We start from the raw sequence: 11,740 nt of genomic DNA on the forward strand, positions 1-11,740 counted from the left end.
GGGGCGGGTCCGCCCCGTGCGCGGAGGGTGCCAGGGCGACCGCGTCGGCGAGACCACCGGCGGTCAGCGCGGCCACCAGGCCGAGTGCGGCCAGGGCGCGGGGGCGTGAGGTCCGGGGGGAGCGCAGCGGCATGGCGCCCATTCAAAGCGCGCCGGGAAGCGCTGTCCTGAGGTCACGGTCCGATCGGGGGGCGCGTACGACCGCGCCCGGTCCGCGCGGGCCCCTGCGGGGCCGCCCGGACCGGGCGCGGTTCGCCGACGCCAGGTCAGGCCTTCTTCGTCTCCTGGAAGATGGCGTCGATCTGGTCGATCAGGTCGAGCAGCTTCTGGCCGGTCGCCGGGTCGGTCGAGGCCTTGGCGGCGCTGCCCGCCTTCAGCGCGTCGTTGAAGAGCTGGTGCAGCTGCGGGTACTTCTCGAAGTGCGGCGCCTTGAAGTAGTCGCTCCACAGCACCGACAGGTGGTGCTTGACGAGCTCCGCGCGCTGCTCCTTGATGACGATGGCGCGGGCCCGGAAGTGCGGGTCCTCGTTGGCCTGGTACTTCTCCTGGACCGCCTTGACGGACTGCGCCTCGATGCGGGCCTGGGCCGGGTCGTAGACACCGCAGGGCAGGTCGCAGTGGGCGCTGACCTTGACCTTGGGCGCGAACAGGCGAGCGAGCATGACTGTCCTTCCTCGTGATCGTCTTTCCACCAGGGAGATTACTCCCCTGTCGAGTGGTTTTCTCGGGTGCCCCTTGGTGCTTAGGACAAAAGTCTGGTGTCACCCTGGGCTGGTGGAGCATGGAGGAGGAGGCTGAGCATGCGTGAGCCCGGGCTTGGGCAGAGGAGGAGAGTGCCGTACCAGCTGGTCGAGGTGACAGGTCCGTCGATGGTGCCGACGCTGCAGCACGGCGACTGGCTGCTGGTGCAGCACGTCAGGAGTGCCGCGGAGGTCCGCGAGGGTGACGTGGTGGTGCTGCGCCATCCGCTCCAGCAGGACCTGCTGATCGTCAAACGCGCCGTGGAGCGGCGCGAGGGCGGCTGGTGGGTGCTGGGCGACAACACCTTCGTGGAGAACGACAGCAGGGAGTTCGGCACCGTCCCGGACGAGCTGGTGCTCGCCCGGGGACGCGGGCGCTTCCGGCCGCCGCGCGAGGTTCAGCGGTCGGCGGCCGGCGTGGCGGGCTGGCTGGTGTCCTGCGTCAGGCCGCTCAGGGCGGACCGCTCGTTCTCCAGGCGCTTGCGGGCGCGGTAGGCCGCGACGTTGGCGCGGGTCGCGCAGCGGTCCGAGCAGTAGCGGCGGGACCGGTTGGTCGAGGTGTCGATGTAGGCGTTGCGGCACGTGGTGGCCTGGCAGATGCCGAGCCGGTCCACACCGAGGTCGGTGAGCTGGAAGGCCAGGCCCATGCAGGCGGTCGCGGCGTAGGAGGCGGTCGCCGTGGCCGCGTGCTCGGCGAGGTGCATGTGCCAGTCCGGCCGGCCGCTCTCGTCGAGGTACTCGTGGCCGGAGATCTGCGGGCTGACCGGGAACTCCAGCAGCAGTGCGTTCAGCAGGTCCACGGCGCGCACCTCGTCGCCCTCGGAGGCGGCCTCGAAGACGCCGCGCAGCCGGGTCCGGACGGTGCGCAGCCGCTGTACGTCGGCGTCGCCCACGCGGCCCGCCGCCTGGCTGGCCGGACCGAACAGCTCGCGCACGGCATCGACCGAGGTCAGATGGTCGATGCCGCGCTCGGGCTCCTCGCTGTTCACCAGGCGCACGGCGTAGTCGGAGTAATAGGCGAGTTCCACTTGTAGTCCTTACGCGTGCGCTCTAAGGTCGGTAATGACTGCTCTTGCTCTAAGGGTATTACGACTGGAGGGGAACCGTATGTCCGACACCACTGCGGCGGTGACCGACTGGCAGGCCTGGCAGGACAGCTGGGACCGGCAGCAGGAGTGGTACCTGCCGGACCGCGAGGAGCGGTTCCGGGTCATGCTCGACATGGTGGAGGCGCTGGTCGGCCCCGCACCCCGGGTGCTGGACCTGGCCTGCGGCACGGGCAGCATCTCCGACCGGCTGCTGCGGCGCTTCCCGGACGCCGTGTCGACCGGCGTGGACCTCGACCCGGCGCTGCTGGCGATCGCCCGCGGCCACTTCGCCGGCGAGCGCAGGATCGAGTTCGTCACCGCCGACCTGCGCGACCCGCACTGGCCGCAGGCCCTGCCGTACGACACCTACGACGCCGTGCTCACCGCGACCGCCCTGCACTGGCTGAAGCCCGGGCCGCTCGAGGCCCTGTACGGGACGCTGGCCGGCCTGCTGCGCGACGGCGGGGTGTTCCTCAACGCCGACCACATGCCCGACGCCTCGACGCCGCGGCTCAACGCGGCCGTGCGCGAGCTGGACCGGGCCCGCCGCGAGCGGCGGAGGGCGGAGGGCGTGCTGGACTGGGAGCAGTGGTGGGCCACCGCAAAGGCCGACCCCGTGCTGGCCGGTCCCACCGAGGAGCGGTTCGTGATCTACGGTTCCCACGCCGACGGCGACGAGCTGCCCCCGGCCTGGCACGCCGCGGCCCTGCGGGAGGCCGGCTTCGGCGAGGCCCGGGAGGTCTGGCGTTCGGTGTCGGATGCGATCGTCCTCGGGCTGAAGTAATCCGTACCCCGCAGCGGGGGAACGCGTGAGGGGCGGCGCCGATCGGCGCCGCCCCTCACGCACGCGCGGTCAGAGGACCTTGGAGAGGAAGGCCTTGGTGCGGTCGTGCTGCGGGTCGGTGAGCACGTCGCGCGGGTGGCCGGACTCGACGACGACGCCGTCGTCCATGAAGACCAGGGCGTCGCCGACCTCGCGGGCGAAGCCCATCTCGTGGGTGACCACGATCATCGTCATGCCGTCCTCGGCGAGGCCCCGCATGACGTCCAGGACGTCGCCGACCAGCTCCGGGTCGAGCGCGGAGGTGGGCTCGTCGAAGAGCATCAGCTTCGGCTCCATCGCCAGCGCGCGGGCGATGGCCACCCGCTGCTGCTGACCACCGGAGAGCTGGGCGGGGTAGTGCCCGGCCTTGTCGCGCAGGCCGACCCGGTCCAGCAGGGCCAGCGCGCGCTCGCGGGCGACGGCCTTGGCCTCCTTCTTCACCCGCACCGGAGCCTCGATCACGTTCTCGATCGCGGTCATGTGGGGGAAGAGGTTGAAGCGCTGGAAGACCATGCCGATGTCGCGGCGCTTCGCGGCGACCTCGCGGTCCTTGAGCTCGTAGAGCTTGTCGCCCTTCTGCCGGTAGCCGACCAGCTCGCCGTCGACCGAGAGCCGGCCGCCGCTGATCTTCTCCAGGTGGTTGATGCACCGCAGGAAGGTGGACTTGCCCGAGCCCGACGGGCCGATCAGGCAGAACACCTCACGCGGGGCGACCTCCAGGTCGATGCCCTTGAGGATGTGGGCCAGGCCGAAGTGCTTGTGCACCGCCTCGGCCTTGACCATCGGGTGGGCGCCGGTGCCCTTGCTGAAGTCGGTCATCGTGCCACCTCCGGGCGGCGGAAGGTGCCCAGGTTGGCCTTGACCCGCTGCCACGGGGTGGGCGGCAGGTTGCGGGTCGTCCCGCGGGCGTAACGGCGCTCCAGGTAGTACTGGCCCACCGAGAACACCGAGGTGAGGACCAGGTACCAGACCGCGGCGAGGAAGAGCATCTCCACGGTGGCACCGGTGGTGTTGCCGATGTCGGTGGTGGAGCGCAGCAGTTCGGCGTACTGGGCGGCCTGCGCGGCCAGCGACGAGGTCTTCAGCATGTTGATGAACTCGTTGCCGGTCGGCGGGACGATCACCCGCATCGCCTGCGGCAGCACCACACGGCGCAGGTTCTGGCCCTGGGTCATGCCCAGCGCGTGCGACGCCTCGGTCTGGCCCTCGTCGACGGACTGGATGCCGGCCCGCACGATCTCGGACATGTACGCGGCCTCGTTCAGACCCAGGCCGAGCAGCGCGGCCATGAAGGGGGTCATGAACTGGTTCATCTCGTCCTTGTAGAAGCCGAGATTGATGACCGGGAAGATCAGCGCCAGGTTGAACCAGATGAGCAGCTGGACGTAGACCGGGGTGCCGCGGAAGAACCAGATGTAGCCCCAGGCCACCGAGGAGGTCACGGGGTTCTTCGACAGCCGCATCACCGCGAGCACGATGCCCAGGACCAGGCCCAGCGCCATCGAGACCACGGTGATGACGACCGTGTTCCGCAGGCCCTTGAGCACCGCGGAATCGAACAGGAAGTCCGGGATCGCCCCGTAGTTCACGTTCGCGTTGGCGAACGCGTTGACCAGCAGCCCGAGCACGGCGAGCACCAGGATCGCCGAGATCCAGCGGCCGTAGTGCCGTACGGGGATCGCCTTGATGGCCTCCGGGCGGGAGGCCTCGGCGGGCGGGGTCCCGGCCGGGGTGCCGGCCGGGACCTTGTCATTCGCTTCGGACATGGAGGGAAGCCTCTTGCTGTCGTGACTCAGGAGCCGCCGTTGATCTTGGCCTCGGTGACGGCGCCGTCGGTGACGCCCCACTTCTCCAGGACCTTGGTGTAGGAGCCGTCCTTGATGACGGCGGTCAGCGCGGCCTGCAGCGCGTCGCGCAGCTCGGTGTTGGTCTTGGCGACCGCGATGCCGTACGGGCCGGCCTCGACCTGCTCGCCGGCGAGCTCGAAGTCGTTGCCGCCGCCGGAGGTCTTCACGGCGTACGCGGCGACCGGGAAGTCGGAGACGTCGGCGACGACGCCGCCGGCCTTCAGGCGGGTCTGCGCCTCGGTGTCGGTGTCGAAGGCCTGGATCGACATCGGCTTGTCGCACTTCTGGGCCTTGAGCAGGTCCTGGGAAGTGGTGCCGCGCTGCACGGCCACCTTCTTGCCGCACAGGTCGGCGAGCGACTTGACGCCCTCCGGGTTGCCCTTCTTCACGATGATCGAGGAGCCCGCGGTGAAGTAGTCCACGAAGTCGACGCCCTCGCCGACCTTCTTGCCCGTGGAGGAGTCGACACCCTCCTGGCGGTCCTTGGTGTCGCTCATCGCGGACATCACCATGTCGTAGCGCTTGGCGCGCAGACCGGTGAGCAGGGTGTCGAAGGTGCCGTTGTTGAACTCGACCTTCACGCCGAGCTGCTTGGCCATCGCGTCGGCCAGGTCCGGGTCGATGCCGACGTTCTTGCCGTCCTTGACGAACTCCACCGGCGGGTACGCGATGTCCGAGCCGACCTTGAGCACGCCCGCCGACTGCACCGACTTCGGCAGCTTGTCGAAGAGGGGCGCCTTGGACGCGTCGCTCGACGCGGACGAGGAGCCGCCCTTGTCCGTCTGGTCGCCGCAACCGGTGAGGACGAGGGCGCCGGCGACCGCGATCGCTCCGACCGCGGCGAAGCGGCTCGTCACGGTCGAGCGACGGGTGGTACGTGCGGTCATTGCTGGTTCCTCCTGCGGGGAATCCTGGGAGCAGCCGATCTTCCGGGTACACACGTTCGGGTGTCGTGAACGCGTGTGATCTCCGCATCTTGCCATCCGGACACGTCCTCTTGGGTGTCCGGATGTGTCAAAATCGCATAACGGGCGATCCCCTGGCCCCCCACCAGGCCGGTACACCAAGGCCGGACCGTGATGGGGCCGTGCTGCGAAGTTGCGTGCATCACTTTCCTTGTCCCGCTATTCGGACGACTTGTTGCGTTGTGCGCAGAAGTTCCCGATGTGCGACACCGTGGTGCGGCGCACGGACTCGTCAGCGGAAACCGTCTTCCGGTACAACAGACCCTTACCCCTCACCGGGGGCCCCTCGGCGTGCGTGCGGCGCGCCTGGCCTCCGTCGCGCCCGGGACCACTCGAGTCCGGGTGTACGGAAGCCGAGCCCACCTATCCCCTGTTGTAGGGGGTAGTACCCTCATAGACAATTCGGACAAAGGGGTCAACAGTGGCAGCGGAGATTGTCAATCCTCGCACCGACGGCACGGACAGCACCGACAGCACCGATCACGCGGAGAGCGCCGACAGCGACGGCCCGGAAAGCCCCGTGGACCCGGTGTTCGCCCTCCACCGCGGCGGCAAGATGGAGGTGACCGCCACCGTCCCGGTGCGGAACGCCGACGACCTGTCGCTCGCCTACACGCCGGGCGTGGCCCGGGTGTGCACCGCCATCGCCGAGCAGCCCGAGCTGGTCCACGACTACACGTGGAAGTCCCAGGTCGTGGCCGTGGTCACGGACGGTACGGCGGTGCTGGGCCTCGGTGACATCGGCCCGGAGGCGTCCCTGCCGGTGATGGAGGGCAAGGCGATCCTCTTCAAGCAGTTCGGCGGCGTGGACGCGGTCCCGATCGCGCTCGCCACCACCGACGTGGACGAGATCGTCGACACCGTCGTGCGCCTCGCACCCTCCTTCGGCGGGGTGAACCTGGAGGACATCTCCGCCCCCCGCTGCTTCGAGATCGAGCGCAAGCTGCAGGAGCGCCTGGACATCCCGGTCTTCCACGACGACCAGCACGGCACGGCCGTCGTCACGCTCGCCGCGCTCCGCAACGCCACCCGGCTGACCGGGCGCGCGCTGGGCGAACTGCGCGCGGTGATCTCCGGGGCCGGTGCCGCGGGCGTCGCCATCGCCAAGATCCTCGTCGAGGCCGGCATCGGGGACGTCGCCGTCACCGACCGCAAGGGCGTGGTGCACGCGGGCCGCGAGGACCTGAACTCCGCCAAGCGCGAGCTCACCACGTACACCAACCGGGCCGGGCTCACCGGGACCCTGGAGGAGGCGCTCGCGGGTGCGGACGTCTTCATCGGCGTCTCCGGCGGCACCGTGGCGGAGGAGGCCGTGGCCACCATGGCGAAGGGCTGCTTCATCTTCGCGATGGCCAACCCCACGCCGGAGATCCACCCCGACGTGGCGCACAGGTACGCGGCCGTCGTCGCCACCGGGCGCAGCGACTTCCCGAACCAGATCAACAACGTGCTCGCCTTCCCCGGCATCTTCGCGGGCGCGCTGCAGGTGCGGGCCTCCCGGATCACCGAGGGCATGAAGATCGCCGCCGCCGAGGCGCTGGCCGCCGTCGTGGACGGCCAACTGTCCGCCGACTGCGTGATCCCCTCGCCCTTCGACGAGCGCGTGGCCCCCGCGGTCTCCGCCGCCGTGGCCGCGGCCGCACGCGCCGAGGGCGTCGCCCGGCGCTGAGCGCGCCGTACGCCCGCAGACCACGCCGCCCGCGCGGCGCGGTGCCCGCCGGTCGGGGGCACCGCACCGCGCGGCGCGTGTCACATCCCCGTGCGGTTACGCCGGGGCACCGCGCGGCGCTAGCGTCAAGGTCATGTTCGCTGCCTACGCCGCCCGAATCGACCGCGACCAGCCGCTGAGCGGCCTCGAACTCGGGGAGCGCCCCGAGCCGGAGGCACGGCCCGGCTGGAGCACCGTCACCGTCAAGGCCGCCTCCCTGAACCACCACGACCTGTGGTCGCTGCGCGGGGTGGGGCTCGGCGAGGAGAGCCTGCCGATGATCCTCGGCTGCGACGCCGCCGGGATCGACGAGCACGGCAACGAAGTCGTCGTCTACCCCGTCGTCGGCCTGAGCGGGCACGGGGTGGGCCCCGACGAGCCGCGCAGCATCCTCACCGAGAAGTACCAGGGCACCTTCGCCGAGAAGGTCTCCGTGCCCACCTGGAACCTGCTGCCCAAGCCGAAGGAGCTCTCCTTCGAGGAGGCCGCCTGCCTGCCCACGGCCTGGCTGACCGCCTACCGGATGCTCTTCACCAACGCGGGTGTGCGCCCCGGTGACTCCGTCCTGGTCCAGGGCGCGGGCGGCGGCGTCGCCACCGCCGCCATCGTGCTGGCCAAGGCCGCGGGCCTGCGGGTCTTCGCCACCAGCCGCGACGAGGCCAAGCGGGGGCGCGCCGAGGACCTCGGCGCCGACGCCGCCTTCGAGCCGGGCGCCCGGCTGCCGCAGCGCGTGGACGCGGTCATCGAGACCGTCGGCGCCGCGACCTGGTCCCACTCGGTCAAGTCGCTGCGCCCCGGCGGCACGCTGGTGATCTCCGGCGCGACCTCCGGGCCCAACCCGAAGGCCGCGGAGCTCAACCGGATCTTCTTCCTGGAACTGAAAGTCGTCGGCTCGACCATGGGCACCAAGGACGAGCTGGAGGACCTGCTGAGCTTCTGCGCCGTCACCGGGGTGCGCCCGGTCATCGACACCGTGCTGCCGCTGGACCGGGCCCGCGAGGGCTTCGAGAAGATGGCGGGCGGGGACCTGTTCGGGAAGGTCGTCCTGACGGTCTGAGGCCCGGCGCGTGGGTCCGCGGGCCTCAGCGGGCCCCGGGCCCAAGGCCGTTGGGAACGCCGGGAGAGCAGTACGTGCGCCGGCAGCCACACCGGCGCGGCGCCGCCCGGGACGTCCCCGATCGTCACCGCACGCCAGGGCCCACCATCCCGGTGGCTGCGGCATCACAAGGACTGCGGCAATCTGGTCCGCGACGTGGTGGCCGGAGACTTCGGGGTGGGGCGATGGACACGGAGAACGCGGTGGGGACCGGAAGTGCCGGGGGGACCGGTGGGGATGACGCACCGGGTGGACTGCGGCTGTTCGGCCGGGCGCGGGAGCGCGCGGAGCTGGACGGTCTGCTGGCCGGGCTCCCGGAACGGGGCGGGGCCGTCCTGCTGACCGGCGAGCCGGGGGTCGGCAAGAGCGAGTTGCTGGCCTACGCGGCGCGCGGTCACGCGGGGCGGGTCCTGCGGGCGCGCGGCGTGGAGTCCGAGGCGGTGCTTCCGTACTCCGTACTCGCCGACGTCCTGCTCCCACTGCGCGCACACTTCGCGGAGCTGCCGCCGCCTCAGCGGCGCGCGCTCGAAGGCTGCCTGGCGCTGTCGGAGCCGGCGGAGCCCACCCTGTACGCGGTGTGCTCGGGTGCCCTCGGCGTCCTGGCCGCGGCCGGGGATGCCGAACCGCTGCTCGTCCTCGTGGACGACCTGCAGTGGGCGGACTCGTCCTCCCGGCACGTGCTGCAGTTCGTGGCCCGCCGGCTCGAGCGGGAGCGCGTGCTGCTGGCCATGGCGACCCGGCACGGCGCCGAACCGGAGACGGGCTGGGCCGGCGTGCCCGGGCTGGCCCTGTCCGGCCTGGACGGCGCCGCCTGCGCGGAGCTGCTCCTGGGCATGGGGCTCGATCCGGAGGACGCCGCCGTGGCCCGGCTGGTGGAGCTGAGCCTCGGGAACCCCCTCGTACTGGTCGAGTACGCCGCGTTGCTGCGGGACAGGAGGCACGCTCCGGATCCGTCGGCGGACGAGGCAGAGGATCCCTTGGCCGGTGCCTGGTCCAGCCCCCGCCCGCTGGTCGAACGCGCCTGGCGGGGACCCTTGCGGGCACTGCCCCCGGCCGCCCGGGAGGCGCTGACCTACCTGGCGGCGAGCCGCTCGGGGGACGGCACCGTCTTCGAGACGGTGCTGGCCTCGGTGGGTCTGTCGACGGCAGCGCTGCAGCCGGCCGAGGCCGCCGGCCTCGTTGTCCTCGAACCGGGATCCGGGTACCGGCTGCGCCACCCCGTGCTGCGGGGGCTGGTGCTGCACGGATGCCCGCCGGCGCGACGGCTGCGGATGTACCGGGTCCTGGCCGACTGCGCTCCTCCCGAGCTCCGGGCCTGGTATCTCGCGGCGGCCGCCACGGGGCCCGACGAACAGGTGGCCAGGGCACTGGCGGACGCGGCCGAACAGGCGAGGCGGCGTGGTGCGCCGGGCAGCGCCGCGGAGACCTGGCACCGGGCCGCCGAGCTGTCTCCGGCGCCGTCCGACCGGGCGGTGCGCCTGCTCAACGCGGCGGTCGACGGTTTCCACAGCGGCGCCGCGCGCAAGACCGTCCACTGGTGCGAGGAGGCGCTGCGGTGGAGTCCGGACCTCCGCCTCACCGCGGACATCGACCTGGTCCGCGGACAGGCGCACGCCTGGCTGGGCGATCCCGGGCGCGCGCACCGCGTCCTGGTGTCGGCCGCCGAGAGCGTGCGCGCCGTCGACCCGCACCGCGCCGGTGTGCTGTACGGCGCAGCCACCTTGCCCACCGCCATGTCCGGGCAGACCGGCCTCGCGCTCGATCTCGCCCGCCGCTGCGCGGAGTTCACCGAGGGGACGGCCGGGACGGCCCCCTCCGGAACCGGCGGTGACGGGCACGGCGCACCGGGACGGCGGCCACGACTGGGCGGTGCCCTGCTCGGTGCCACCATGGCGCTGGCCGGCCAGGTGCGGGAAGGCAGGGAACTGCTGCTGCGGGAGCGGGCGGCCCTTCCCGAGGCCGTCACCCCCGAGCTGCAGCAACTGACGGTGCAGATAGGCGAGGCCCTCTCCTGGGCCGACGAGGACGCTGCCGCGGCCTCCCTGCTCGGCGAGGTCGTCGAGCGGATCCGGCGCGGCGCCTCGGTGGGACTGCTCGCCTACGCCCTGGCCGGCCGGTGCGAGGCCGAGAGCTGGCGGAACTGGGCGGCGGCGAGGGCCGACGCCGTCGAGGCCGTCCGCTGGGCACGCGAGCTGGGCCAGGTCACCATGGGCAGCTACGCCGCCATCCTGCTCGCCCGTATCGACGGGCGCCGCGGCGACCGCCAGGGCTGCGAGCGGCACATCGCGGCCTATCGGGAGCGGAACGGCTGGCCGGTGACGCACGGCCTGGAAGTCCTGGCTCTCGGGGCCCTCGGCTCGGCGGCACTCACCGCGGGTGACCCGGACGAGTGCGTTCGCCATCTGGAGCGGGCCTTCGCGCTCGCCGAGGACTGCGGGCTGGGCAATCCCAACATGCTGACCTTCGTGGCCGACCTGGCGGAGGCGCACGTCCGCGGCGGGAACCGCGACCGGGCGGCCGGCCTGGCCGACTGGCTCGACGAGCGGGCCCGGGCCACCGGCCTGGCCTGGCCCGAGGCGGCGACGGCACGCTGCCGCGGTCTGCTGGCGACCGACGCGGACGAGGCGGTACGGCTGTTCGCCGCGGCGGACCGGGCGCACGCCCGCCGGGAGATGCCCTTCGACCAGGCGCGGACGGCTCTGGTGCACGGGGAGGTGATGCGGCGGTTGCGCCGCCCCGCGGAGGCCCGCGTCCCGCTGCTCGCGGCCCTCACCACCTTCAGCGCGCTGGGCGCGCGTCCCTGGGCCGCGAGGGCGGAGGCCGAACTGGCGGCGGCCGGACACCGCGTCGCGCCGCAGCGGGCGCAGGTCTCCCTCGCCGACCTGCTGACCGCCCAGGAACTCCAGATAGCCCGCGCCGTCGCCGGGGGGCTGAGCAACCTGGAGACCGCCTCGACCCTGTTCCTGTCCCGCAAGACCGTGGAGGCGCACCTCACGCGGGTGTACCGCAAGCTCGGCATCCGGTCGCGCTCCGACCTCGCCCGTACGCTGGCGGCGGCCGGCATGGTGCGGTGAGCAGGCTCCGGGCGGTCAGCTCAGCGGTGTCCACAGCGTCTTGGTGACCGGTGGCCGCCCCTCCCGCAGCGTGACCTCCACCGGCTGCCCGGCCTCGGGGGGCCCCGGGACGGGGTCGCCGCCCTGCGCGCGGCACGCCAGTTCGGCGTCCTCGGGGAAGGCGCTCTCCCCGGCGGACGGCTCCCAGGCGTACGGCACCCCGTGGACGGTGACGCGGAGCACCGGTGACGCGGACCCGTCCGCGGTGAAGGCGGACCGCCACGCGGCCCCGGCCAGGGAACGGGCCGGGTGGGGATTGCGGATGATCACCGTGACCCCGTGCCCGTCGCCGGTGACCCACGCCGTCAGGCGTATGCCGTCGGGGAGGGGGACGTGCGTCCCGGTCGCCTTCGGGGGCAC

Annotated in this window: 11 protein-coding genes; 5 read left to right on the forward strand and 6 right to left on the reverse strand. The window is 72.3% G+C overall.

What is annotated here, in order from left to right; all coding sequences use genetic code 11:
• Positions 1-266: 266 nt before the first annotated feature.
• Positions 267-662, reverse strand: a complete 396-nt coding sequence (sodN, locus tag PV341_RS39430) for a superoxide dismutase, Ni (RefSeq protein ID WP_018563636.1) — start codon at positions 660-662, stop codon at positions 267-269.
• A gap of 138 nt (positions 663-800) precedes the next feature.
• On the opposite strand from sodN, the gene sodX reads away from it, so the two are divergent.
• Positions 801-1,235 carry a S24/S26 family peptidase gene (sodX, locus tag PV341_RS39435; RefSeq protein WP_499513909.1) on the forward strand — a complete coding sequence of 145 codons (435 nt, stop codon included), beginning with the start codon at positions 801-803 and terminating at the stop codon, positions 1,233-1,235.
• Here the strand turns inward: sodX and PV341_RS39440 are convergent.
• Positions 1,139-1,768 carry a CGNR zinc finger domain-containing protein gene (locus PV341_RS39440; RefSeq protein WP_500360310.1) on the reverse strand — a complete coding sequence of 210 codons (630 nt, stop codon included), beginning with the start codon at positions 1,766-1,768 and terminating at the stop codon, positions 1,139-1,141. The genes sodX and PV341_RS39440 overlap by 97 nt on opposite strands.
• A 79-nt stretch (positions 1,769-1,847) precedes the next feature.
• Between PV341_RS39440 and PV341_RS39445 the strand changes: the two genes are divergently transcribed.
• Positions 1,848-2,612: a methyltransferase domain-containing protein gene (locus PV341_RS39445; protein ID WP_500360311.1), complete on the forward strand. Its 765-nt coding sequence runs from the start codon at positions 1,848-1,850 to the stop codon at positions 2,610-2,612.
• A 69-nt stretch (positions 2,613-2,681) separates the two neighbouring features.
• Here PV341_RS39445 and PV341_RS39450 read toward each other — a convergent pair whose 3' ends face one another.
• Genes PV341_RS39450 through PV341_RS39460 form a run of 3 tightly spaced genes read right to left on the reverse strand, consistent with a single transcriptional unit; the run spans position 2,682 to position 5,385 of the window.
• Positions 2,682-3,470: an amino acid ABC transporter ATP-binding protein gene (locus PV341_RS39450; RefSeq protein WP_500331162.1), complete on the reverse strand. Its 789-nt coding sequence runs from the start codon at positions 3,468-3,470 to the stop codon at positions 2,682-2,684.
• Positions 3,467-4,417, reverse strand: a complete 951-nt coding sequence (locus PV341_RS39455; RefSeq protein WP_500331163.1) for an amino acid ABC transporter permease — start codon at positions 4,415-4,417, stop codon at positions 3,467-3,469. Before PV341_RS39455 ends, PV341_RS39450 begins: the two co-directional genes overlap by 4 nt.
• Before the next feature lie 26 nt (positions 4,418-4,443).
• Positions 4,444-5,385 carry an ABC transporter substrate-binding protein gene (locus tag PV341_RS39460; protein WP_500331165.1) on the reverse strand — a complete coding sequence of 314 codons (942 nt, stop codon included), beginning with the start codon at positions 5,383-5,385 and terminating at the stop codon, positions 4,444-4,446.
• A gap of 499 nt (positions 5,386-5,884) precedes the next feature.
• Here PV341_RS39460 and PV341_RS39465 point away from each other — a divergent pair, with 499 nt between their 5' ends.
• The 3 genes from PV341_RS39465 (at position 5,885) to PV341_RS39475 (ending at position 11,341) form a co-directional block, all read left to right on the forward strand.
• On the forward strand, positions 5,885-7,132 hold the full coding sequence (locus PV341_RS39465; RefSeq protein WP_500331167.1) for an NAD(P)-dependent malic enzyme: 1,248 nt from the start codon (positions 5,885-5,887) through the stop codon (positions 7,130-7,132).
• A gap of 133 nt (positions 7,133-7,265) precedes the next feature.
• Positions 7,266-8,228 carry a zinc-binding dehydrogenase gene (locus tag PV341_RS39470; protein WP_500331168.1) on the forward strand — a complete coding sequence of 321 codons (963 nt, stop codon included), beginning with the start codon at positions 7,266-7,268 and terminating at the stop codon, positions 8,226-8,228.
• 224 nt (positions 8,229-8,452) lie between these two features.
• Positions 8,453-11,341 (forward strand): helix-turn-helix transcriptional regulator, encoded by a 2,889-nt coding sequence (locus PV341_RS39475; RefSeq protein WP_500360312.1) that lies wholly within the window; start codon positions 8,453-8,455, stop codon positions 11,339-11,341.
• A 15-nt stretch (positions 11,342-11,356) separates the two neighbouring features.
• On the opposite strand, the gene PV341_RS39480 is transcribed toward PV341_RS39475, so the two are convergent.
• The coding region (locus PV341_RS39480; RefSeq protein ID WP_500360314.1) for a hypothetical protein at positions 11,357-11,740 on the reverse strand (384 nt) is incomplete at its 5' end.

The sequence above is a fragment of the Streptomyces sp. PA03-1a genome (assembly GCF_033792805.1).
Taxonomy (GTDB): domain Bacteria; phylum Actinomycetota; class Actinomycetes; order Streptomycetales; family Streptomycetaceae; genus Actinacidiphila.

Excerpts from the sequence above, each read along its gene's own strand:
- sodN (WP_018563636.1), bottom strand. The coding sequence starts at position 662 with ATGCTCGCTCGCCTGTTCGCGCCCAAGGTCAAGGTCAGCGCCCACTGC.
- sodX (WP_499513909.1), top strand. The coding sequence starts at position 801 with ATGCGTGAGCCCGGGCTTGGGCAGAGGAGGAGAGTGCCGTACCAGCTG.
- PV341_RS39445 (WP_500360311.1), top strand. The coding sequence starts at position 1,848 with ATGTCCGACACCACTGCGGCGGTGACCGACTGGCAGGCCTGGCAGGAC.
- PV341_RS39450 (WP_500331162.1), bottom strand. The coding sequence starts at position 3,470 with ATGACCGACTTCAGCAAGGGCACCGGCGCCCACCCGATGGTCAAGGCC.
- PV341_RS39455 (WP_500331163.1), bottom strand. The coding sequence starts at position 4,417 with ATGTCCGAAGCGAATGACAAGGTCCCGGCCGGCACCCCGGCCGGGACC.
- PV341_RS39460 (WP_500331165.1), bottom strand. The coding sequence starts at position 5,385 with ATGACCGCACGTACCACCCGTCGCTCGACCGTGACGAGCCGCTTCGCC.
- PV341_RS39470 (WP_500331168.1), top strand. The coding sequence starts at position 7,266 with ATGTTCGCTGCCTACGCCGCCCGAATCGACCGCGACCAGCCGCTGAGC.
- PV341_RS39475 (WP_500360312.1), top strand. The coding sequence starts at position 8,453 with ATGGACACGGAGAACGCGGTGGGGACCGGAAGTGCCGGGGGGACCGGT.